This is a genomic window from Actinoplanes subtropicus (genome assembly GCF_000721705.1).
Classification (GTDB): domain Bacteria; phylum Actinomycetota; class Actinomycetes; order Mycobacteriales; family Micromonosporaceae; genus Actinoplanes; species Actinoplanes subtropicus.
Map to the genome: position 1 here is coordinate 350,510 of NZ_JOJL01000021.1, position 22,721 is coordinate 373,230.

Genomic DNA, 22,721 nt, shown 5'->3' on the forward strand with positions numbered 1-22,721 from the left:
GTTAGGCGACACCCAGGTAGGCGTCCTTGACCGCCGGGTCGTGCAGGAGCTCGGCGCCGGTGCCCGCCTTCACTATCCGTCCGGTCTCCAGAACGTACGCCCGATGTGCCCGGGAAAGCGCCTGCTGGGCGTTCTGTTCGACCAGCAGGATCGTGGTGCCCTGTTGGTTGATCTCCACGATGATGTCGAAGATCTGCTGGATCAGCATCGGGGCCAGGCCCATCGACGGCTCGTCCAGCAGCAGCAGCTTCGGCCGGCTCATCAGCGCCCGGCCCACCGCCAGCATCTGCTGCTCGCCGCCGGAGAGCGTGCCGCCGGACTGCTTCTCCCGCTCCTTCATGCGCGGGAACAGGCCGAACACCCGCTCCAGGTCCTCGTCGATCTCGGCGCGTACCCGGCGCGTGTAGGCGCCCATCTCGAGGTTCTCCCGCACCGACATGCCGGGGAAGATGCCGCGGCCCTCGGGCGACTGCGACACCCCGCGGACCACGCGCAGGTCGGCGCGCAGCCGCGTGATGTCCTTGCCGTCGAACTTGATCGAGCCCTGCGACACCGGGCGCAGGCCCGAGATGGCCCGCATGGTCGTCGACTTCCCGGCGCCGTTCGCGCCGATCAGCGCGACGATCTCGCCCTGGCCGACGGTGAGGCTGATCCCGTGCAGGGCCTGGATCCGGCCGTACGCGAGAGAGATGTTGTCCAGCTCAAGCAGCATCGGTCGGCACCCCCAGATACGCGGCGATGACCGCCGGGTTGTCCCGCACCTCGGCCGGCGTCCCCTCGGCGATCTTCTTGCCGAACTCCAGCACCACGATCCGGTCGGTCACGCCCATCACCAGGCGCATGTCGTGCTCGATCAGCAGCACCGTCACGCCGAGATCCCGGATCCGGCGAATCAGTTGCAGCAGGTCCACCTTCTCGGCCGGGTTGAAGCCGGCCGCCGGCTCGTCCAGGCAGAGCAGCGTCGGGTTGGTGGCCAGCGCCCGCGCGATCTCCAGCCGGCGCTGCTCGCCGTACGAGAGATTGCGGCTGACGTCCCCGGCCCGGTGCGAGATCCCGACGAAGCGCAGCAGCTCGAGCGAGCGTTCCCGGCCGGAGCGCTCCTCCTGCCAGTGCCGCGGCAGCCGGAACAACGCGCCGACCACGCTCGTCTTGTGGTGCGCGTCCGCGCCCACCATGACGTTCTCCAGCGCGGTCATCTCCGGGAACAACCGGACGTTCTGGAACGTACGGGCGATGCCGCCCCGGGTGATCTCGTGCTTCTTCTTGCCGACGATCGACTCGCCGTTGAACCGGATCGCCCCGCTGGTCGGCCGGTACACCCCGGTCATCGCGTTGAAGCAGGTGGTCTTCCCGGCGCCGTTCGGCCCGATCAGCCCGAAGATCTCGCCCCGGCGCAGCGAGAAGCTGACGTCGTTGAGCGCGACCACACCGCCGAACCGCAGGGTCACATGGTCAACTTCAAGAAGAACATCCGGATCGTGTACGCCGGGATCCTCGACATTGTCGCGGCCCGTCGGAGCGGCCTGGTCGACCGGGCGCGCGTTCTCGCGGTCGAGCTCCTCCGGAGTCTCGATGTGCGGCTCACTCACAGCGGAGCCACCTCCTTCTCCCGGTCCTTGAGCTCCATCGCGCGGCGCCGGCTCGGAATGAGGCCCTGCGGCCGCACGATCATGATGGCGATGATCACGGCACCGAACATCGCGAACCGGTACTCGTACAGGTCCGTGCCGCCCAGCGAGATGCCCCGCAACCGGTCCGGGATGTACGAGATCAGCGCGCCGCCCAGGATCGCGCCCGCCATGTTGCCCGAGCCACCCATGACCACGCCGGCCAGCACCAGGATCGAGAACTGCAGCACGAACGTGGACGAGTTGATGAAGCCCTGCTCGCCGGCGAACAGCACGCCGCCCAGGCCACCGATGAACGCGCCCACCGAGAACGCCCACAGCTTGAACTTGGTGGTCCGCACGCCCATGATCTCGGCGGCCTCCTCGTCCTCCCGGATGGCCAGCCAGGAGCGCCCGACCCGGGACCGGTCCAGGTTCCGCACCCCGAAGATCACCAGAATGATGACCACGAGGCCGAGCCAGAAGTACGGCGTCGCGTCGGTCACCCCGAAGATCGGCTTACCGCCGGACGAGCCCGGCGGGTGCGGCACGTTGGTGAAGCCCCGGTCACCGCGGAAGGTGGTCGTGTTCGTCGCCACGATCCGGATGATCTCCGCGAAGCCCAGCGTCACGATCGCCAGATAGTCGCCGCGCAGCCGCAGCGTCGGATAGCCCAGGATCAGGCCGGCCAGCATGGTCGCCGCCAGCGCCACCGGCGCCGCGCCCAGCCAGGCCCAGCCGGTGTGCGAGTACAGCACGCTGTCCGGCGAGGTCAGCAGCGCCGTCCCGTACGCCCCGATGGCGAAGAAGCCGACGTACCCCAGGTCCAGCAGGCCCGCGTAGCCGACCACCACGTTCAGGCCCAGGGCCAGCAGCACGTAGTACGACATGTTGAACAGGGCCGACGGCCAGTCGATGCCCTCGGTGGTGATCTGCGGGCCGATCACCGGGATGTCCCCGGCGTACGGCAGCAGGAACGCCAGCACCGCGAACAGCAACATCACCGCCCAGCGCACCCACGCCGGTTGCCGGCCGAACCAGCCCCGCACCCCACCGTTCTCCCGGAAGGTCGCCTTCTCCTTCGCCGGGGCCACCGCGGTGTCGCTCATGCTCGCGCCCTTCCGAGAGACTCACCCAACAGACCCGTCGGACGGAACATCAGGATCAGCACCAGCAGCACGAACGCGGCGCCGTGCAGCCAGCTCGAGCCGAACAGACCGGCCGCGTAGTTCTGCAACACGCCCAGCAACAGGCCGCCCACCAGCGCGCCGCGCAGGTTGCCGATACCGCCCAGCACGGCCGCGGTGAACGCGTCGATGCCGAGCAGGAAGCCCGCGTCGTACTTGGTCACACCGATCTTCAGGTCGTACATCACCGCGGCGATGCCCGCCATCAGCCCGCCGAGCAGGAAGACCAGCGAGATCACCCGGGACTTGTTGACGCCCATCAGCGCAGCGCTGTCCGGGCTCTGCGCCACCGCGCGGATGCCCCGGCCCAGACGTGAGCCGTTGATGAAACGATCCAGCACGAACATCATCACCAGCGCCAGCACCACGATCAGGATCTGCAGATTCGTGATGTGCGTGTTGCCGATGGTGATCACGGTCTTCGCCTGGATGATCGGCGGAACACCCCTCTGGACCCGGTGGGTCAACACGCCCACCGTCTCCGAAATGGCCAGCGACGCGCCGATCGCCGTGATCAGGAACGCCAGCGGCGGCGCGTTACGACGGCGCAGCGGCCGATAGGCCACCAACTCGACCAGCAGCGCGACCAGGCCCGAGGCGACGATCGCCACCACCAGACCCAGCGCCATGTAACCCAGCATCGCGCCGAGATCCGGCGCCGCGGAGTTCTGGTCGAGACCGAACCAACCCCAGGCGATCAAGCAGGCGTACGTGCCCACCAGAAACACCTCGGAGTGTGCGAAGTTGATCAGCCGCAACACGCCGTAGACCAGCGTGTACCCAAGGGCGAACAACGCGATGATCGCGCCCTGTGCCAGACCGGCGACGGTGAGCGGCCCGAATTCGTTGATCAGACCGGAGAAGTTCACAGAGGGGCTCCCAAAACGACGAGGTCGGTGCGGCCGGAGATCAATCCGGCCGCACCGGCCCTACGAGAGTGTTACGACGCGCTCAGGAGGTCTTGATCTGCTGGTCCTTCACCGGGTTGCCGGTGGCGTCGAACTTGAACGCCCACACCTTGATCAGCGACGGGTCGAGCTCGCCGGTCGAGGTGAACTTGTACGTGTTCGCGATGCCCTTGTAGTTCACCGTGGACAGGTAGTCGTTCAGCTTCTGCGGCGTGGTGTTACCCGCGTCGATACCCTGCAGGAAGATGTTCGCCGCGTCGAACGCCACGTCGGAGTACGTGCCGGCGTCCTGGTTCCACTTCGCCTTGTAGTCGTTCACGAAGGTGCCGCCGGCCGCCTCGGGCGGCGAACACGGGCAGGTCACCACGGTGCCCACCGCGGCCGCCGTGCCGGACGCCTTGGCCAGGCCCGGGTCCTTCATGCCGTCGCCGCCGACCAGCGTGCCCTTCCAGCCCGCCGCCGTCAGCTGCTTGCGGATGATGCCCGCGTTCGTGTAGTAGCCGCCGTAGAACAGCGCGGTCGCGCCGGAGGCCTGCACCTTCGACACCAGCGCCGAGAAGTCCGACTGCTTGCCGTCGGCCTCGGTCTTGTCCGACTGCACGACCAGCGAGCCGAGCGTCTTCTTCACCACGTCGGACAGGCCGGCGCCGTACGCCGACTGGTCGTCCGCGACGAAGACCTTCTGCGCCTTCAGCACATCCTTGATGTACGAGGCGGCCGCGGGGCCCTGCGCGTCGTCGTTGGCGACCGCGCGGTGGAAGACCTTCCAGCCGCTCGACGACAGCGACGTACGGGTCGCGGACGGCGTGATGGTCGGGATACCGGCCGCTTCGAAGATCGGGTCGGCCGCGGCGGACTCGCCGGAGAACGGCGGCCCGACGATGCCCAGGACCTTCTTGTCCGCCACCAGGCTCCGCGCGACACCGGGGGCGACCTCGGGGGCGCCCTGCGAGTCGAACTTCGCCACGGTGATGCAGTCGGAGCCCTTCTGCTTGTTGTACTGCTGAACGGCCAGCTCGAAGCCCTGCTCGATGTTCACACCGAGGTTGGCAGCCGAGCCGGTGAGAGCGCCGAAGAAAGCGAGCTTGTAGCCGCAGTTCGAGCCGCTCGCCGTGTTGTCGCTGCTCGAAGACTTATTACAAGCAGCGGCACCGGCGATGAGCCCGATGATGGCCACCCCGCCGATGGCTCGTGCGAGAACCTGCCTCAAGGTTGGAACCCTCCTCCATACCGAACCCACCGAGCCACCGGCGGCCGATTGGCACTTGCGTGCACACACGACCACACCGCGCCCGTCATGGGGCGGGACGCTATCCCAGTCTTCGGGCCTGCCAAAAGACTTCGATCGGGCTTTCACCGAACCGTTACGTCAGGTCATTCGCAGGCGGGAGCAGGTGTTACAACATGAGCGTTACGGCGAGATCAACTGGTGGCGGGTTGCGCGCCCCCCGCCTCCTGACTCTCCGCCAGGATCCGGTCGGCCACCTCACGCATCGTCATCCGGTGGTCCATCGCCGTCCGCTGAATCCACTTGAACGCCTGCGGCTCGGTCATCTGGTACTTCGTCATCAGCTCGCCCTTGGCGCGCTCCACCGACTTACGCGTCTCCAGCCGATCGGTCAGGCCGGCGACCTCGGACTCCAGCGCCGCGATCTCCGAATACCGGGACAGGGCGATCTCGATCGCCGGCACCAGGTCCGACTTCTGGAACGGCTTCACCAGGTACGCCATCGCCCCGGCCGCCCGCGCCCGCTCCACCAGATCACGCTGGCTGAACGCGGTCAGGATCACCACCGGCGCGATCCGCCCCCCGGCGATCCGCTCGGCGGCCGCCAGCCCATCCATGATCGGCATCTTGATGTCGAGAATCACGAGGTCGGGCCGGAGCTCCTCGGCCAGACGCACGGCGGTCTCGCCGTCACCGGCCTCCCCGACGACGTCGTAGCCCTCCTCGACCAGCATCTCGGCCAGGTCCAGACGGATGAGGGCCTCGTCCTCGGCGATCAGCACCCGCTTGCGATCGCCCCCAGCCTGCGTGTCGGCCACGGAACCCCTACCCCCAACACTCCCGAAGTCGCGACACCCCGGTATGTGGGTACCGCCGCCCTAAGCGTAGTAGGTAGGCTGTCGGAAGCTCATCCTGGCGTGGCCTACTCGTGCGGGACGGGTTTGCTGGCCCCTGTATTCCAACCGGCAGAGAAGATGGTCTCAAACACCATACAGTGTGGGTTCGAATCCCACCGGGGGCACGAAAATTGTCGTAGCCACGCGAGATGATTTCCGCGTGCACCCTCCTCACTTGCGTCTCGCGGCCCTCAGATTGCATGCCGAGGGTGTGCCATTCACCGAGATCCACCGTCAGTTGGGATTGTCGCGCAACACGGTTGCCTGCGGGCTCTACAACCGCCGCTCGGCGCACATAAAGATCGACAACAGGTGTCCCCGATGCGACCGGCCGCCCCGTCCGCTCGACGACCCGCGTGCATATGCCTACCTCTTGGGGCAGTATCTCGGCGACGGGCATCTGCTCACCACCCAACGCGTGCCGCTGCTGACGGTCACCTGCGACGTGCGGTATCCCGGGCTCATCCACGAGGTGTCGCAGGCGATGGAGGCGTGCGGCGCCCGGACGGTCGGATATCAGGAGCGCGTCGGCTGCATGTGTGTCCGCGCACATTGGACGCATTGGCCCTGCCTATTGCCGCAGCACGGCCCCGGCGCCAAACATCTCCGAAAGATTGAATTGGCGGATTGGCAACAGGAAGTGACAGCCGCCGAGCCGAGACGATTTCTGCGCGGGCTTTTCCACTCCGACGGCAGCCGGTTCACCAATCGAACCGTTCGGAACGGCAAGACTTACACCTATCCGCGTTGCACGTTCGTCAACGAATCCGCCGACATCATGGCCCTGTGCGCCCGGACGCTCGACAGCCTTGACATCAGCTGGCGGATGGCCCGGCGCAACACCCTGTCGGTGGCGCGGAGGGAGGCGGCAGCACGACTCGACGAGTTCATCGGCCCGAAATGGTGAGCGCCGGCCGATCTTGCCTGCCTCCACAGCGCTCCCGCGGCACCCCGGGCAGGACTCCGTCTCTCTGCGTGACCTTGACCTTGCGGAGCGCAGCGTCCGGTAACGGGTGCCGATGACCCGCGGTGCTCACGCCGCCCGGGCATCCGGCGGGCGGGGCGGGCTCGACCGGCGGCAATTCGGTGCGGGGCACGTCTGCGGCGCCTCTCCAGCCGGGTCTCGGTCGGTGCGGCGACCACGGGCCGAGTGACCATTCGCGGCGTGGCGGGTGTCAGCGGGCGGCCGTCGGTGGCGTCGACGAAGGCGCGCTGGTCGGCGTTGGCACCGGCGGCACACCGGTCCCAGCAGCGCCCGTTGGGCCAGGTGGCACGCCGGGCGGGCTCTGCGACGCGTCGGCTGGGCTCTGCGACGCGCCGGCTGGGCTCTGCGACGCGCCGGCTGGGCTCTGCGACGCGCCGGGCTGCGGCGAGCCGCTCGGCTGCGGCCTGGGCCCCGGCTTGGAACTCGCCAGTGGCGCAGACGGGGCCGACCGACGCAGCGCTGCGCAGTACCGCTCGACGCCGTTCTCCCCGCCGGCCGCGGCCACGAGCCTCCGCCGGTTCTCGAGGCTGAGCGGCGAGTCGCCCGACGGTGATGGGCCTGGCGGGGATGCGTCCCGTGGGGCTGGGCCCTGTGACGAGGCGCCCAACGGCGAAGAGCCCAGTGGGGAAGAGCCCGGCGAGGACGGGCCCTGTGGGGATGGGCCCTGTGGGGATGGGCCCTGTGGGGATGGGCCCTGCGGCAAGGCGGCCTGAGACGAGGCGGCCTGAGACGAGGCGCCGAGCGGTGACACACCCTGAGGCGACGCGCCCAGCGGCGAAGGCCCCCTCGACGAGGCGCCTTCCCCCGGCCCGCCCGCCGGGGACCTGCCCGCCAACCCCGGCCCCTGCCACGAGTCGCACCAGCTCAGGGCCGCCACCAACGGCGCACGCGCCGTACTCGGGGACGAGCCACCTGTTCTCGGCGCCGGTACTCCCAGCGCCGAGAACAAGCGGTGCGCGTGCCGCTGGGCTTCCTCTGGGAGGTTGCCGGTGCGGGCCGCTACGGCGGTGCCGGCGGACAGGAAAGCCACGCCGGTCGTGACTGCCACGATCGCGGTCCTCGTCCGGGCCCGGTGTCGCCGGGCGGCACGGGCAGCGCGCCGGCGGTGCGCGGTGAACGCGGCGACCGCGGCCCTCTCGCCGCTGAGCTCGTCGGCGGTCGCTGGGGCGCGGGCGGCGTCGAGGAGTTCCCTCAGGGCGGCGTGCGGGGGGCCGGGCAGGTCGCCGGCGACCAGTCGATCGGCCTCGGCTTGGCCGATGCGGTGGGTTCTCCGGATGCGCGTCGCGTGGAGAAAGGCGCGCGGGGTCCACATTCCGTTACACCTCCGCGGCCGCCTCGCGGGCGGTTCGGTCGCATACCTGCGGGTGTGTGGCGAGCCGCCGGAGTCCGTGCATGGTGGCGACGCGTACGGCGCCCGGTCTTTTGCCGAGGATCTGCGCGGTGGTGGCGACGTCGAGCCCGGCGACGATCCGCAGCATGACGGCCTCGGCCTGGTCGCTCGGCAGGGTGGCGATCACTTGCAGCGCCCAGTCGGTGCCCTCCCCCTCGATGGCGACGGTCGCGGCGTCGGGCGAAGTCCGGTCGGCGTCCTCGGCCGGGGTGGCGTGGCGCCGGCGGTGCTCGTCCAGGGCGCGGTGCCGGGCGATGCGGAACAGCCAGCCGCGGAAGGCGCCGAGGTCGCCCCGGAACCGGTCGAGGTCGCGGATGACCTGGAGCCACGTCTCGCTGGCGGCGTCCTCGGCGTGGTCGCCGGCGACGACCCGCAGGTAGCGCAGCAGGGCGGGCTGCAGGGCGCGCCACAGCTGGGCGAACCCGTGCGGGTCGCCGTCGCGGGCGGCGGCCAGGGCGGGGCCGAGGTCGGGGGTGGGGCGTCGCACGGGCGGGCTCCGGGGGTGGGCGGTTGCGCGTGCTTTACCCCGGGGGCGGTCCGGTGAATCTGGCGGAACGGCGGGTCGCCGCGGGACGCGGATGTTGTCATGGCAGGGACACCTTCGGCAGGAGGCCTCATGTTGTGGTCCGGTTCCTCTCCCATGACCGTCATGCGCGACAGCATGTGGGGTTTTCTGCTGTTCGCGGGGGTGGCGTGGCTGGCGATCGGGTGGAGTGTGCTGCGGCTGGAGCCGGCGGATGTGGCGCCGGTGGCCGGGCCGGTGGTGCTCTTCGGGGCGTTGTGCGAGGCCGTCCGGGCGCTGGCCGGTACGCGTACCTGGTGGTTGAACGCGGGGATGGCGCTGCTGTTCGGGGCCACCGCGGCGGTGCTGCTGCTAAATCGGGACGCCACCTATGCCACACCGGCCTCGCTGATCGGCTGGTTCCTGCTGGTGCGGGGCGCGATGGACGTCGCGGTGTCGACGATGAACCGCGGGATCGACCGGACCTGGGGGATGATGCTGGCGGTCGGAGTGGCGCAGGCGGCGCTGGGCTTCTACGCGGCCGGGCCGCTCGCCCGCCGGTCCGACCCGGTGATCCTGGTGCTGGGCGGGCTCGGCGTGTTGCGCGCGGTGGCGGATCTGGTCACCGCCCTGCGGTTACGGGAGGTCTCCGTACGCCATGAGGTCTTGCATCTGACGCCGGAGCGGGAGGCGGGCGTGTCCGGGTACTCGGCCGGGCTGGCCGACTACGAGGGGACGCCGCCGCCGGCCAAGGCGAAGCACCGGGCCGACACGCCGGGGCCGAAGACGTTCCACGAGGAGGTCCTGCGCAGCACCATGGACCTGGACGCCAAGATCGCGCAGGCCGGGGTGACCGGCACCGGAACGGCGGCCCGGCTGCCCGAGGACCTGCCGCCGGTGCCGGACACGCCGGCCGGCGTGGAGCCGGCGAGGAGCCTCACTGAGGAATGAATGTCCCCGGTCCCGCCGGGCGGAATCCACCAGGCCGGTCGCCAGGCCGGATTCCGCCCGGCGGGGCTTAAAGCGGGAAGTCAGGCGCGACTGCCCACTCGACGCAACAAACCCTCCTGCACGGCGCTGGCGATGTGCCGGCCGTCCTGGGTGAACATCCGCCCCATCGCGAGCCCCCGGCTCCCGCTCGCCGACGGGCTGGTGCAGTCGTAGAGGAACCACTCGTCCGCCCGGAACGGCCGGTGCAGCCACAGCGCGTGGTCCAGGCTCGCCCCGATCACGCCGCCCGGCCCCCACACCTCGCCGTGTGCGGAGAGCACCGAATCCAGCAGCGACAGATCGGACGCATAGGTCAGGGCGCACGCGTGGATCAGCGGGTCGTCCGGCAGGGTGCCGTTGATCCGCATCCAGACCCGCTGCAGCTTGCTGGCCTCCCGGTCGCCCGGTGGCACCCACCCGGGCACCCCGACATACCGCACGTCGATCGCCTGCGGCGCGGCCGCGAAGACCCCGAACCGCCCGGGATACCGCGCCACCCAGTCGGCCATCGTCGGCACCTCGTCGGGCCCGGGCACGTCGGCCGGTGCCGGCAGGTAGTGGTCGAGCCCCTCCTCGCGTACCTGGAAGGAGGCCGACATGAAGAAGATCGTCCGCCCGTGCTGCTGGGCCACCGAGCGCCGCACCGAGAAGGACCGGCCGTCGCGGATGTTCTCCACGCTGAACTGGATCGGCTCGGTCGGGTCGCCCGGCCGCACGAAGTAGCCGTGCAGGGAGTGCACGAACCGGGACGGGTCGACCGTGCGGCCGGCGGCGACCAGGGCCTGACCGGCGACCTGGCCGCCGAAGACGCGCTGCGCCCCGGTCTGCGGGCTCTCCCCCACGAACGTGGCCGCGTCGACCTGCTTGAGGTCGAGGATCTCCAGAAGCTGGTCGACAGCGGCCTGTCCGCGAAGTGGTGAGGTCACGCCCCGAGCCTAAGGCGTGCGAACGGTCACACCGTGGACGGGTCGACGAGCGAACCCAACTGGTGCACCCGCAGCGTGTTGGTCGAGCCCGGCGCGTTCGGCGGGGAGCCGGCCACGACGACCACGTAGTCGCCGGGCTTGGCCAGCCCGAGGCCCAGCATCTTCGCGTCGACCTGCCGGAACATGTCGTCGGTGTGCTGCACGAAGTCGGTGAGGAACGTCTCCACGCCCCAGCTCATCGCCAGCTGGTCGCGCACCGCGGGGACCGGGGTGAACGCGTACAGCGGGAGCTCGCAGTGCAGCCGGGCGAGCCGGCGCACGGTGTCGCCGGTCTGCGAGAACGCGACCAGCGCCTTCGCCCCGATGTTGCGGGCAATCTGGGAGGCCGCCACGGTCAGCGCGCCGCCGTGCGTACGCGGGTCGTGCTGCAGGCGCGGCACCGGGATCGAGCCGGCCTCGGTGGTCGAGACGATCTTCGCCATCGTGCTGACGGTGAGCACCGGGTACTTACCGACCGAGGTCTCGCCGGAGAGCATCACCGCGTCGGTGCCGTCGAGCACCGCGTTCGCCACGTCGGAGGCCTCGGCGCGGGTCGGGCGGGAATTCTCGATCATCGAGTCGAGCATCTGGGTCGCCACGATGACCGGCTTCGCGTTCTCCCGGCACAGCTGCACGGCGCGTTTCTGCACCAGCGGCACCTGGTCGAGGGGCAGCTCGACGCCGAGGTCGCCGCGGGCCACCATGACGCCGTCGAAGGCGAGCACGATCTGCTCCAGGTGGTCGACCGCCTCGGGCTTCTCCACCTTGGCGATGACCGGGACCGTACGGCCCTCCTCGGTCATCACGGCGTGCACCAGCTTGATGTCGTCGGGCGAGCGGACGAACGACAGCGCGACCAGGTCGACGCCCAGCGACAGGGCGAAGCGCAGGTCCTCCTCGTCCTTGTCGCTCATCGCCGGGACGCTGACCGCAACGTTCGGCAGCGAGACGCCCTTGTTGTTGCTGACCGGGCCGCCCTCGATGACCAGGCAGCGGATGTCGTTGCCCTCGACGCCGGCCACCTCGACGGCCACCTTGCCGTCGTCGATCAGCAGCCGGTCGCCGGTCTTGACCTCTTGCGGAAGCTTCTTGTACGTGCAGGAGACGCGGTCGACGGTGCCCAGGATCTCGTCGCTGGTGATGGTCACCAGGTCACCGGTGTTCCACACGTGCGGGCCGTCGGCGAACTTGCCCAGCCGGATCTTCGGCCCCTGCAGGTCGGCGAGGACGGCGACCGCGCGACCGGTCTGCCGGGCGGCCTCGCGCACGAGGTCGTACACCTTCTGGTGGTCCTCGTGGCTGCCATGGCTGAAGTTCATGCGGGCCACGTCCATGCCCGCCTCGACGAGCCCGAGCATGCGCTCGGCGGATGCGGTCGCGGGCCCCATGGTGCAGACGATCTTTACGCGGCGTGTCACAGCCATCAGGCTAGTCTCTCTTCCGGATCGGCCTTTTGACCGACCCCCGTCATGCGGGTGAACGGTAGGCGGCGAGGCCTTCCTCCGGAGGGAAACCGCAGGTGCGCTGCGCCGTCTCGCGGGCGTCGACGACCGCGCGTGACAGCTTAATCCTTCGCTTCCGGGCCGTCCGGCGACAACCCCCTTTGCCGTACGAGGCCCGGACCGTCACCGACCGCAATGATGACCGTTACCGCCTCGCCAACGCGATCGAGCTGCATGGCGAGGCCGTGGACGCGCCTCTCGCGTGTGGCGGTGGTCCGGCTTCAGACGCCCAGGGGCTGGGCGCTCGATCGGACGGGGGCGGGCAGGTCGCCCTTGGCGCCGAGGTAGTCGTGGATCGCCGCGGCGGCCGAGCGGCCCTCGGCGATCGCCCAGACGATGAGGGAGGCGCCGCGGTGCATGTCGCCGGCCACGAAGACGCCCTCGGCGCCGGTCTGCCAGGTGGCGTCGGCGTCCAGCACCCCGCGCCGGTTGCGGGTGATGCCGAACTGCTCGAGCAGCGGCTGCTGCTCGGTGCCGTCGAAGCCGATCGCCAGCAGCACCAGGTCGGCGCGCAGGTCCCGCTCGGTGCCGGGGGTGACGGTGACCGTGCGGACGCCGTCGACCCGCTCGACGACCACCTCGGCGACCCGGACCGCGTGGACGTTGCCGGCGCCGTCGTCGATGAACTCCTGCACCGCGACGCCGAAGACCCGGTCGCCGCCCTCCTCGTGGGCCGGGTAGTTGCGCAGGATCACCGGCCAGGTGGGCCACGGGTGCAGGTCGCCGGCCCGCACCTCGGGCGGCAGCGGGTACTGGTCGAGCTGGATGACGTTGGCCGCGCCCTGCCGGTGGGCGACGCCGAGGCAGTCCGCGCCGGTGTCGCCGCCGCCGATGATCACGACGTGCTTGCCGGCCGCGTCGATCGGCGTGGTGTCCTGCAGGCCGGCCACCATCCGGTTGGCCGGGACCAGGTGGTCCATCGCCAGGTGCACGCCGTTGAGGCCGCGGCCCGGCGTGGCCGGGGTGTCCCGGCCGGCCAGCGCACCCGCGGCGAGCAGCACCGCGTCGAACCGGTCGCGCAGGTCGTCGGCGGTGATGTCGACGCCCACATTCACACCGGTCTGGAAGACGACGCCCTCGGCCTCCATCTGGGCCAGCCGCGCGTCGACCACCGACTTCTCGATCTTGAAGTCCGGGATGCCGTAGCGGAGCAGGCCGCCGATCCGGTCGTCCCGCTCGAAGACGGTGACCGCGTGCCCGGCCCGGGCCAGCTGCTGCGCGGCGGCCAGGCCGGCCGGGCCGGAGCCGACCACCGCGACCTTGAATCCGGTGGGGGCGGGCGCCGGCTGGGGACGTACGTAGCCGAGCTCGAACGCGTGGTTGGCGATCTCGACCTCGACCTGCTTGATGGTCACCGGGTCGTCGGAAATGCCCAGCACGCAGGCGGCCTCGCACGGCGCCGGGCAGAGCCGGCCGGTGAACTCCGGGAAGTTGTTGGTGGCGTGCAGCGACTCGGCCGCCGCCTGCCACGCCCCGGTGCGTACCAGGTCGTTCCAGTCCGGGATGCGGTTGCCCAGCGGGCAGCCCTCATGGCAGAACGGGATGCCGCAGTCCATGCAGCGGGTCGCCTGGTCGCGGATCAGCTCCTCGCCGGCCGGCGGGTAGACCTCCCGCCAGTCCCGGATGCGTACCGGGACGGGCCGCCGCTTGGGCAGCTGCCGCTCGTAGCGGAGAAAACCGTTCGGATCAGGCACCCTTGACCCCCATTACCGCCTCGTCCACATTGCGACCGGCGGCTTCGGCGGTCCTGATCAGCTCCATCACGCGCTTGTAGTCGCGCGGTACCACGGCGGTGAACCGGCCGACCGCGGCGGGCCAGTCGGCCAGCAGCCGGTCGGCGACCGCCGAGCCGGTCTCGGCCAGGTGATTGCCCACCAGGCCGCGCAGCACGTTCTGCTCGTCCGGGGTGAGCGGGGCCAGGTCGACCAGCTCCGGGTTGACCCGGGTGGGCACCAGGTCGAGCACGAACGCCTGGCCGCCGCTCATGCCGGCCGCGAAGTTGCGCCCGGTCGGGCCGAGCACCACCACGACGCCGCCGGTCATGTACTCGCAGCCGTGGTCGCCGACGCCCTCGACGACCGCCGACGCGCCGGAGTTGCGGACCGCGAATCGCTCGCCCGCGCGGCCGCGCAGGAACAGCTCGCCGCTGGTCGCCCCGTACAGGATGGTGTTGCCGGCGATGATGTTGTCCTCCGCGACGAACGGCGCACGCTCGTCCGGCCGCACCACCACCCGGCCGCCGGACAGGCCCTTGGCCACGTAGTCGTTGGTGTCGCCGATCAGCCGCAGGGTGACCCCGCGCGGCAGGAACGCGCCGAACGACTGCCCGCCGGTGCCGCGCAGGGTGAAGGCGATGGTGTCGTCGGGCAGCCCGGCGCCGCCGAACTGGCGGGTCACCTCGCCGCCGAGCATCGCGCCGACGCTGCGCTGGTCGTTGCGGACCGGCAGCTCCTCGCTGACCTTGTCGCCGCCGTCCAGCGCCGGGCGGGCCAGCTCGATGAGCTTGTTGTCGAGCGCCTTGTCGAGGCCGTGGTCCTGCTTCTGGACGCCGCGGCGGGCCGCGCCCTCGGGCAGCTCGGGGACGAACAGCACCGGGGCCAGGTCGAGGCCCTTGGCCTTCCAGTGGTCGACCGCCGGGCGTACGTCCAGGAGCTCGGCGTGGCCGATCGCCTCGTCGATCGTGCGGAAGCCCAGCTCGGCCAGGTACCCGCGGACCTCCTCGGCGAGGAACATGAAGAAGTTCTCGACGAACTCCGGCTTGCCGGTGAAGCGCTCGCGCAGCACCGGGTTCTGGGTGGCGATGCCGACCGGGCAGGTGTCCAGGTGGCAGACCCGCATCATGATGCAGCCCGAGACGATCAGCGGCGCGGTGGCGAAGCCGAACTCCTCGGCGCCCAGCAGCGCCGCGATCATCACGTCCCGGCCGGTCTTGAGCTGGCCGTCGACCTGCACGGTGACCCGGTCGCGCAGCTTGTTGAGCAGCAGCGTCTGCTGCGCCTCGGCCAGGCCCAGCTCCCACGGGGAGCCGGCGTGCTTGAGCGAGTTCAGCGGGGACGCGCCGGTGCCGCCGTCGTGCCCGGAGATCAGGATGACGTCGGCCTTGAGCTTCGCGACGCCGGCCGCGACCGTGCCCACGCCGATCTCGCTGACCAGCTTGACGTGCACCCGGGAGGACGGGTTCACCATCTTCAGGTCGTGCACGAGCTGGGCGAGGTCCTCGATGGAGTAGATGTCGTGGTGCGGCGGCGGGGAGATCAGGCCGACGCCCGGGGTGGCGTGCCGGGTCTTGGCGATCCACGGCCACACCTTGTTGCCGGGCAGCTGGCCGCCCTCGCCGGGCTTCGCGCCCTGCGCCATCTTGATCTGCAGGTCGTCGGCGTTCACGAGGTACTCGCTGGTCACGCCGAACCGGCCGGAGGCGATCTGCTTGACCGCCGAGCGGCGCTGCGGGTCGTAGAGGCGCTCGACGTCCTCGCCGCCCTCGCCGGTGTTGGACTTGCCGCCCAGCCGGTTCATCGCGATCGCGAGCGTCTCGTGCGATTCGGCGGAGATCGAGCCGTAGCTCATCGCGCCGGTGGCGAACCGCTTGACGATCTCGGTGGCCGGCTCGACCTCGTCCAGCGGGATCGGCGTACGGTCGCCGCGGAATTCGAACAGGCCGCGCAGCGAGCCCGCCTGCGACGCCAGTTCGTCCACCTTCGCCGTGTACTTGCGGAACACGTCGTACTGCTTGGAGCGGGTGGCGTGCTGGAGCAGGAACACCGTCTCCGGGTTGAACAGGTGCACCTCACCCTCGCGGCGCCACTGGTACTCGCCGCCCACCTCGAGGCGGCGGTGGCTGCGCTCGGCCGGGTTCGCCGGGTAGCCCTTCTCGTGCCGCGCCTTCACCTCGGCGTGGATCTCGGCGAGGCCGGCTCCGCCGATCCGGCCGCTGGTGCCGGCGAAATAGCGCTGCAGCAGCTTGTTGTCCAGGCCGACGGCCTCGAACACCTGGGCGCCGCAGTACGACGAGACGGTCGAGATGCCCATCTTCGACATGATTTTCAGGACGCCCTTGCCGAGCGCCTTGACGTAGTTGCGGACCGCGGTGCGCGGGTCCATGCCGGCCAGCGGCCCGGTGGCGATCAGGTCGTCGACCGTCTCGAACGCCAGGTACGGGTTGACCGCGGCGGCGCCGTAGCCGATCAGCACGGCGGCGTGGTGCACCTCCCGGCAGTCGCCGGACTCGACGACCAGCGCCACCTGGGTGCGGGTCTGCTCGCGGACCAGGTGCTGGTGCACCGCCGCGGTGAGCAGCAACGACGGGATCGGCGCGAGGTCCGCGTTGGAGTCGCGGTCGGAGAGGACCAGGATGCGTACGCCGTCCTCGATCGCCTCCGAGACGTGCCGGCAGATCTGGGTGAGCCGCGCCTTGATGCCGGCCGCGCCGTCGCGCAGCGGGTACAGGCCGCTGACCCGCACCGCCTTGAAGCCGGGCAGGTTGCCGTCCTCGTCGATGGACAGCAGCTTGGCCAGCTCGTCGTTGTCGATCACCGGGTAGGGCAGCACGATCTGCCGGCAGGACGCCGGGCCCGGGTCGAGCAGGTTCGCCTCCGAACCGATCGTGGCGGACAGGCTGGTGACCAGCTCCTCCCGGATGGCGTCCAGCGGCGGGTTGGTGACCTGCGCGAACATCTGGTGGAAGTAGTCGAACAGCAGCCGCGGCCGCAGCGACAGCGGCGAGATCGGCGTGTCGGTGCCCATCGAGCCCAGCGGCTCCGAGCCGGTCCGGGCCATCGGCGCCACCAGGATCTTCAGCTCCTCCTCGGTGTAGCCGAAGACCTGCTGGCGGCGGGTCACCGAGTCGTGCGTGTAGATGACGTGCTCGCGCGGCGGCAGGTCGGCCAGGTTGATCAGCCCGGCGTGCAGCCACTCGTCGTACGGCTCGGCGGCGGCCAGCTCGGCCTTGATCTCGTCGTCGTGCACGATCCGGCCCGCGGCGGTGTCGACCAGGAACATCTTGCCCGGCTGCAGGCGGCCCTTGGCGACCACAGTGGCCGGGTCGAGGTCGAGCACGCCCGCCTCGGAACCGAGCACGACCAGCCCGTCGGCGGTGTGCCACCACCGACCCGGGCGCAGGCCGTTGCGGTCGAGGACCGCGCCGATCTGGGTGCCGTCGGTGAACGCGACGGCGGCCGGACCGTCCCACGGCTCCATCAGGCTCGCGTGGAAGCGGTAGAACGCGCGCCGGCGGGGCTCCATCCCCGGGTCGTTCTCCCAGGCCTCGGGGATCATCATGAGCATCGCGTGCGGCAGCGTCCGGCCGGCCAGGTGCAGCAGCTCGAGCACCTCGTCGAAGCTGGCCGAGTCGGACGCCTCCGGCGTGGCGATCGGGAACAGCCGCTTGATGTTGCCGGGCAGCACCTTCGACTGCAGCAGCGCCTCGCGGGCCGCCATCCAGTTCTTGTTGCCGCGGATCGTGTTGATCTCGCCGTTGTGCGCGATGAACCGGTACGGGTGCGCCAGCGGCCAGGACGGGAACGTGTTGGTGGAGAACCGGCTGTGCACCAGGGCGATCGCGCTGGCGACCCGCTCGTCGGTCAGGTCCGGGAAGAACTCGGGCAGCTGGTCCGGGGTGAGCATGCCCTTGTAGGTGATCGTCCGGCAGCTCAGCGAGGGGAAGTACGCGCCGACGCCACGCTGCGTCGACTCCCGTTCCGCCTGCTTGCGGATGGTGAACGCGACCCGGTCGAGCTCGAGCCCGCTCAGCGGCTCGTCCTTGGGGCCGGCCGGCGTGTCGGTCAGCCGGTGCGCGCCCAGGAACACCTGCTTGATCGCCGGGCGGGCCTCGTCGGCCGACGCGCCCAGGCCGTCCGGGCGCACCGGGACGTCGCGCCAGCCGAGCACCTCGCCGCCCTCGACGAGCGCGTACTTCTCGAAGACCTTGATCGCGCGGGCCGCGGCGTCGGCGTCGTTGGGCAGGAAGACCAGGCCGGTCGCGTACGAGCCGGCGGCGGGCAGCTCGAACTCGGCGACCGCGCGGTAGAAGGCGTCCGGGACCTGGAGCAGGATGCCGGCCCCGTCGCCGGTGTTGTACTCGGCGCCGCGGGCGCCCCGGTGGTCGAGCCGGATCAGCGCCGACAGGCCCTTGGCGACCACGTCATGGGAGCGACGGCCGTGGAGATCGGCGACGAAGGCCACTCCGCAGGCATCACGCTCCTGCGCCGGGTCGTACAGTCCCTGGGGGTGCGGATATGCCACCGGGCCTCCTGTCGTCACTGGTGTTACACATCAAGGTCGGGACGACGTCGGCCCTGCAAAGTCTCTAGAGTCTACGTTAAGGAGCACCGATCTCCGCCAGTTCGGATGGATCACACTTGGATCGGGGCGAACCGGCACGTACGCGGGCAATTTGCTAAGGGCCAATGTGAGGGGAGTTGGCTGAGCGGCGCTTCGTTGCGCCATTCGGTAGTCTCGCGCGGTGCCAAACCCGGATAGCGACGCCCCGGAATCCGACGTCTTCGTCAGGCTCGAGCGGTTCTACGACGCTCTCCCCCGACCCTACGCACGTGTGGAGGAAATCGGGGAGCTTGTGCTTTTCGTCCGCGAGGGCGAGGGGTGGCCCTACTACGCCCGGCCCCGGGTAGGGGCGCAAACGCCATCTGCCGCTGATATTACTGCCACCCGGCGCAGGCAGCGAGATTTGGGCGTCCCGGAGGCTTTCGAGTGGGTCCACGAGACCACGCCCGACCTGCTGGCCGTGGCCCGTTCGGCCGGGCTCGAGGTGCTGCTCGCCCCGCTGCTGGTGCTCGATCCGGCGGCGCTGGTGCCCGACCTGCCGGTCCCCGGCGCCACGGTCAGCCTGCTCGACCCGTCCTCCCCCACGTACGCGTCGGATCTCGCGGCGTCGCGCGCGGTGGCGAACCTCGCGTTCGCCGACCCGCCGGCCGCGACCCCGCTCGAGGAGGTCACCGCGGTCGCCACCGAGCCCGCCCAGCCGCTCGAACCGGCCCTGCTGGTCGAGCCGGCCGGCCCGGCCGAGCGCGACGCCGCCACCCAGCCGTTGAGCGAGGCCATGGTCGAGGGCTTCCGCGCCCGGGCGGCGGACGGCACGTACGTCTCCGCGGTGGTGACCTCCCCGGCCGACGGCATCCTCGCCGGCGGCATCCTGATGCGCTCGGGCGACGTCGCCGAGGTGGCCGGCGTGTCGACGCTGCCGTCCGCCCGCCGCCGCGGCTACGCCTCCCAGCTCACCGCCGCCCTGGCCCGCCGGGCGCTGGCCGACCACGTCTCGCTGGTCTTTCTCTCGGCCGGCAACGACGACGTGGCCCGCCTCTATACCCGGGTCGGGTTCCGCCGCATCGGCACCGCCTGCATCGCCGAGCCCGCCGCCGCCCCGATGTAGCCGGGCCGCCGCAGCCGGTCGTCGAGGGCCAGGGCCGCGTTGATCAGCGCCAGGTGGGTGAAGGTCTGCGGGAAGTTGCCGATCTGTTCGCCGGTGAGGGCGATCTCCTCGGAGTACAGGCCCAGGTGATTGGCGTACGTCAGCATCTTCGCGAAGGTCATCCGGGCCTGGTCGACGCGGCCGGAGCGGGCCAGCGCCTCCACGTACTGGCGGAACGCCTGGCGGGCCGGGCTCCAGCCGAGCTGCATGATCTGGTCGTAGATCGCGTCCCGCTCGCGGATCCACCGGGCCAGCGGCGCCGGCTGGCCGCTCTCGGTGGCCAGGCGAATGCCCCGGTCGAGGGCCACCCAGCTCATCAGGCGGCCGTAGGTGAAGTCCTGGCGGCCGCCGCGGGTCTCCCAGATGCCCTCCTCCGGCTGGTCCCAGTTGTCGCCGAGCCAGGCGAGCAGGTCACAGATCTTGCGCCAGCCCAGGCGGCCGGCCGCGATGCCGTGGCGGTCGGCGAAGTACAGGCACGCGCGAGGTCCACCGTGAAGGTCATCGCGCCCCGGACGCAGCGGACCAGCCGGACGAGCCGATGGACGTCCGTCCGGGTTTTTCCGGAGATCGGCATGAAGTCGATGACTTCGCCGACACCGTCCTCGGTCAGGAAGCGGGTGATCAGGATGGCCGTGTCGGGGACGTAGAGCTGCCGCACGGTCGTCGGCCCGGCACGCACCGGACCAATCCGGAAATATCCGCCGGAATCGGCGTGGAGGAGCGCGCCGAAGATGCTGGGCGAGTCGAAGCGGGGCGCGCAGAACCAGTCGACCGAGCCGTCGGTGGCCACCAGCGCGGCCGTCTGCAGGTCGCCGATCAGGCCGTGCTCGGCGATGGGCGGATAGTCAGCCATACCGCCGAGCGTTCGTGGTCACCCCGCGATCGCGCATCATGCCTCGCGAATGATGCGGGACTCGACCACCTGGCCGGGGATACGCTCCTGCTCCCGGGCCAGCATCGCGAGCGCCCGCTCGTCCGCCCCGGTCGGGTGCGCCCGGTCCAGGGCACGCGGCCACAACCGCGCGCGCCGGACCACGGCGATCTCGGCCACCGCGACCAGCGCCTGGCTGACCAGGTAGAGCAGGGCGAACAGGCCGGCCACGGTGGCGAACGCGCCGTACACCGGGCCCGCCTTGCGGACCAGCAGGGTGAGCACCGGGGCGCCCACGTGCAGGACCACGGCCAGCAGCAGCGCTCCGGAGGCGGCCGGGCGCCACAGGGCGGCCACCGGCGCCGGGCGCAACAGCAGGATCCGGACGCCGAACATCAGCACGGCGAACGCGGCGACGCCGGTGCCGAGCGCGGCGAACAGCCGGTCCGGGAGGCCGATGCTGGGCAGCGCGGCCGTCGCCACGGTGAGACCGCCGCCGGCGATCACGCCGACCAGCAGGAGCAGGGCCACCCCGACGACCCGGGCGTACGCGCCGATCGGGTTGGGGAAGTCACGCATCCGGACGCCGGCCACGTGGTTGAGCGTGCGGTACGCGGCGTACACCACCCCCGTCGCCGACCAGACCAGGCCGATCGCGCCGATCACGAACGCCACCGGCGAGGTGGGCAGCGCCGAGGCGGCCGCGTCGACGGTGGACTGCAGCGCCGTCGGGACGATCGCGGTGACCACGCTGTGCCGCAGGCCGGGGTCGGTGGCCAGCAGGCGGGAGACGACCGCGACACCGAGCAGCAGCAGCGGGAACATGCTCAGGAATCCGTAGTACGTGATCAGCGCGGCGTGGCGCGGGCCGTCGTCGTCGAGATACTTGATGATCACCGCGTACGGGAAGCCGGCCGCGCGGTGCTCCCGCTGGAACCGGTCGAGGCGGGCGAGCACGTCGTTCATGGTCCGGTTGTCTCTGCCCCGCGGGTGTCATCCGGGCGGGATGAACGCTTCACTCCGGCGGCATCCAGTCGCCCGAACCCATGGCGTGGCCGCCGAGGATGCGGGGGCGCATGTGGTTGAGCGCGGCGTCCCGGGCGCGCAGCGCGAGCCGGCCGCGGGCCTGCACGACCGCGGACATCCGCCGGGTCTGCCGCACCACGCTGGTGGTCCGGGGGCGGCGCAGCCGGCTGTACTCGTCGATCGCCGCGACCAGTGCCTCGCCGGGCGCCGCGTCGGCGGCCAGCGAGCGCAGCGTGGCCGCGTCCTCGAAGGCGAGGCAGGCGCCCTGGCCCAGGTGGTGCGGCATGGCGTGGGCCGCGTCGCCGAGCAGCACCACGCCGCCCGGGCCGGAGCGGAACCCGTACGACCGGGGCAGCGGCCGCAGCTCGCGCACCTCCTGCGGCACCAGGTCCTCCGGGTGGGTCGCCTCGATCAGCGCGGCCACCGGCGGGTGCCAGTCGGCGAACCAGCGACGCAGCAGCGCGAGCTGGGTCGCGGGCGACTCGGGCCGGGGCGCGCCGGCCGCGGTCGCCACCCAGTAGACGCCGCCCCGGCCGGCGGCCCGCTCGCCGAGCGGGATCGAGACGAACCGGTAGCCGGCGCCGAGCGTCTCGCCGCCGGCCGCCTCCTCCGGGGACAGGCGCGGCACCCGGTACGCCGGGATCACCGCCTGCCAGGCCGCGAAGCCGGAGCCGACCGCCACCGACTCGGGCGCGAACGCGCGGCGCACCGGGCTGTCGATGCCGTCGGCGGCCACCACCAGGTCGGCCTCGATCGGCGTGCGGCCGACCTCGACCACGGGGCGGTTGCGGGCGCTGGTCCGGACCGTGGTCACCGTGCAGCCGGTGCGGATCTCCACCCGGTCGCTGAGGCCGGCGACGAGCGCGTCGTACAGGTCCTGGAGGTGCACGACGGCGGGTGCCGGCCCAGCCCCGGAGGGGCTCGGGTTCTCCGCGCCGTCGGTAGCCGGCTGTGCCGAAGCGCCGTTGCGGGCGCGCGGGGGGACCAGCCACTGGCCGTCCGGGCGGCGCACCCCACCGTCGGGCAGCGGCGCGGCGATCGCCGACCAGCCGCCGTCGGGGTCGAGGGACTCCAGGGCGCGGCGGCCGTTCGACCACAGCACCAGGGCGGTGGGCGAGGCGGCGACCCGCTCGCCCCGCTCCAGCAGGATCACTTGCCAGCCGGCGCGCGACAGGGCTCCGGCGGTGGCCAGACCGGCCATCCCCGCGCCCACCACTACCGCCGTACGCACGACGACCGCG

General features: G+C 71.1%; 18 protein-coding genes and 1 tRNA gene. 4 read left to right on the forward strand and 15 right to left on the reverse strand.

Translation table 11 applies throughout. From position 1 onward, the window contains the following. Window position 1 precedes the first annotated feature (1 nt). The 6 genes from IH26_RS0128905 to IH26_RS0128930 all read right to left on the reverse strand — a co-directional run bounded on the left by IH26_RS0128905 (window position 2) and on the right by IH26_RS0128930 (window position 5,748). Window positions 2-712: an ABC transporter ATP-binding protein gene (locus tag IH26_RS0128905; RefSeq protein WP_030439399.1), complete on the reverse strand. Its 711-nt coding sequence runs from the start codon at window positions 710-712 to the stop codon at window positions 2-4. Next, a complete protein-coding gene (locus IH26_RS0128910) occupies window positions 702-1,574 on the reverse strand; it encodes an ABC transporter ATP-binding protein (RefSeq protein ID WP_425394410.1) in 873 nt (290 codons plus the stop codon). Before IH26_RS0128910 ends, IH26_RS0128905 begins: the two co-directional genes overlap by 11 nt. Window positions 1,575-1,585: 11 nt before the next feature. Beyond that, window positions 1,586-2,716: a branched-chain amino acid ABC transporter permease gene (locus tag IH26_RS0128915; RefSeq protein ID WP_030439401.1), complete on the reverse strand. Its 1,131-nt coding sequence runs from the start codon at window positions 2,714-2,716 to the stop codon at window positions 1,586-1,588. Beyond that, window positions 2,713-3,663, reverse strand: coding sequence for a branched-chain amino acid ABC transporter permease (locus IH26_RS0128920; protein ID WP_051808621.1), 951 nt, complete (start codon window positions 3,661-3,663; stop codon window positions 2,713-2,715). Before IH26_RS0128920 ends, IH26_RS0128915 begins: the two co-directional genes overlap by 4 nt. A gap of 82 nt (window positions 3,664-3,745) precedes the next feature. After that, a complete protein-coding gene (locus IH26_RS0128925; protein ID WP_030439403.1) occupies window positions 3,746-4,912 on the reverse strand; it encodes a branched-chain amino acid ABC transporter substrate-binding protein in 1,167 nt (388 codons plus the stop codon). A gap of 212 nt (window positions 4,913-5,124) precedes the next feature. Continuing rightward, entirely contained in the window at window positions 5,125-5,748 is a 624-nt protein-coding gene (locus tag IH26_RS0128930) for an ANTAR domain-containing response regulator (RefSeq protein WP_030439404.1), read from the reverse strand. A 129-nt stretch (window positions 5,749-5,877) separates the two neighbouring features. Here IH26_RS0128930 and IH26_RS0128935 point away from each other — a divergent pair. Then, window positions 5,878-5,951 (forward strand) — tRNA-Leu (locus tag IH26_RS0128935). 50 nt (window positions 5,952-6,001) lie between these two features. Further along, a complete protein-coding gene (locus tag IH26_RS0128940; protein ID WP_084599139.1) occupies window positions 6,002-6,733 on the forward strand; it encodes a helix-turn-helix domain-containing protein in 732 nt (243 codons plus the stop codon). Between the two features lie 1,394 nt (window positions 6,734-8,127). On the opposite strand, the gene IH26_RS0128945 is transcribed toward IH26_RS0128940, so the two are convergent. Beyond that, window positions 8,128-8,688, reverse strand: a complete 561-nt coding sequence (locus IH26_RS0128945; protein WP_030439406.1) for an RNA polymerase sigma factor — start codon at window positions 8,686-8,688, stop codon at window positions 8,128-8,130. 162 nt (window positions 8,689-8,850) lie between these two features. Here IH26_RS0128945 and IH26_RS0128950 point away from each other — a divergent pair, with 162 nt between their 5' ends. Further along, window positions 8,851-9,654 (forward strand): hypothetical protein, encoded by an 804-nt coding sequence (locus IH26_RS0128950; RefSeq protein WP_030439407.1) that lies wholly within the window; start codon window positions 8,851-8,853, stop codon window positions 9,652-9,654. 80 nt (window positions 9,655-9,734) lie between these two features. On the opposite strand, the gene IH26_RS0128955 is transcribed toward IH26_RS0128950, so the two are convergent. From IH26_RS0128955 to gltB, 4 genes are all read right to left on the reverse strand, one after another. Continuing rightward, a complete protein-coding gene (locus IH26_RS0128955; RefSeq protein WP_030439408.1) occupies window positions 9,735-10,619 on the reverse strand; it encodes an acyl-CoA thioesterase in 885 nt (294 codons plus the stop codon). A gap of 26 nt (window positions 10,620-10,645) precedes the next feature. Beyond that, window positions 10,646-12,082 (reverse strand): pyruvate kinase, encoded by a 1,437-nt coding sequence (gene pyk, locus IH26_RS0128960; RefSeq protein ID WP_030439409.1) that lies wholly within the window; start codon window positions 12,080-12,082, stop codon window positions 10,646-10,648. A gap of 299 nt (window positions 12,083-12,381) precedes the next feature. Next, a complete protein-coding gene (locus tag IH26_RS0128965; RefSeq protein WP_030439410.1) occupies window positions 12,382-13,854 on the reverse strand; it encodes a glutamate synthase subunit beta in 1,473 nt (490 codons plus the stop codon). Beyond that, on the reverse strand, window positions 13,847-18,400 hold the full coding sequence (gene gltB, locus IH26_RS0128970) for a glutamate synthase large subunit (protein ID WP_030439411.1): 4,554 nt from the start codon (window positions 18,398-18,400) through the stop codon (window positions 13,847-13,849). The genes IH26_RS0128965 and gltB overlap by 8 nt, the downstream gene beginning before the upstream one ends. Before the next feature lie 442 nt (window positions 18,401-18,842). On the opposite strand from gltB, the gene IH26_RS0128975 reads away from it, so the two are divergent. After that, window positions 18,843-19,544, forward strand: coding sequence for a GNAT family N-acetyltransferase (locus tag IH26_RS0128975; protein ID WP_342668314.1), 702 nt, complete (start codon window positions 18,843-18,845; stop codon window positions 19,542-19,544). On the opposite strand, the gene IH26_RS63200 is transcribed toward IH26_RS0128975, so the two are convergent. The 4 genes from IH26_RS63200 to IH26_RS0128995 are packed head-to-tail and all read right to left on the reverse strand — an operon-like array spanning window position 19,475 to window position 22,711. Further along, window positions 19,475-20,017: a glycoside hydrolase family 15 protein gene (locus tag IH26_RS63200; protein WP_342668316.1), complete on the reverse strand. Its 543-nt coding sequence runs from the start codon at window positions 20,015-20,017 to the stop codon at window positions 19,475-19,477. The two genes, IH26_RS0128975 and IH26_RS63200, sit on opposite strands and share 70 nt — an antisense overlap. Next, a complete protein-coding gene (locus IH26_RS63205; protein WP_030439414.1) occupies window positions 19,900-20,436 on the reverse strand; it encodes a trehalase-like domain-containing protein in 537 nt (178 codons plus the stop codon). Before IH26_RS63205 ends, IH26_RS63200 begins: the two co-directional genes overlap by 118 nt. A 36-nt stretch (window positions 20,437-20,472) precedes the next feature. Continuing rightward, entirely contained in the window at window positions 20,473-21,420 is a 948-nt protein-coding gene (locus IH26_RS0128990; protein WP_030439415.1) for a YihY/virulence factor BrkB family protein, read from the reverse strand. A gap of 49 nt (window positions 21,421-21,469) precedes the next feature. Further along, a complete protein-coding gene (locus tag IH26_RS0128995) occupies window positions 21,470-22,711 on the reverse strand; it encodes an FAD-dependent oxidoreductase (RefSeq protein ID WP_030439416.1) in 1,242 nt (413 codons plus the stop codon). Between the last annotated feature and the right edge of the window lie 10 nt (window positions 22,712-22,721).

Bases quoted from the DNA above. Each gene is read 5' to 3' on its own strand.
- IH26_RS0128915 (WP_030439401.1), bottom strand. From the start codon at position 2,716: ATGAGCGACACCGCGGTGGCCCCGGCGAAGGAGAAGGCGACCTTCCGG.
- IH26_RS0128950 (WP_030439407.1), top strand. From the start codon at position 8,851: ATGCGCGACAGCATGTGGGGTTTTCTGCTGTTCGCGGGGGTGGCGTGG.
- IH26_RS63205 (WP_030439414.1), bottom strand. From the start codon at position 20,436: ATGGCTGACTATCCGCCCATCGCCGAGCACGGCCTGATCGGCGACCTG.
- IH26_RS0128990 (WP_030439415.1), bottom strand. From the start codon at position 21,420: ATGAACGACGTGCTCGCCCGCCTCGACCGGTTCCAGCGGGAGCACCGC.
- IH26_RS0128905 (WP_030439399.1), bottom strand. From the start codon at position 712: ATGCTGCTTGAGCTGGACAACATCTCTCTCGCGTACGGCCGGATCCAG.
- pyk (WP_030439409.1), bottom strand. From the start codon at position 12,082: ATGGCTGTGACACGCCGCGTAAAGATCGTCTGCACCATGGGGCCCGCG.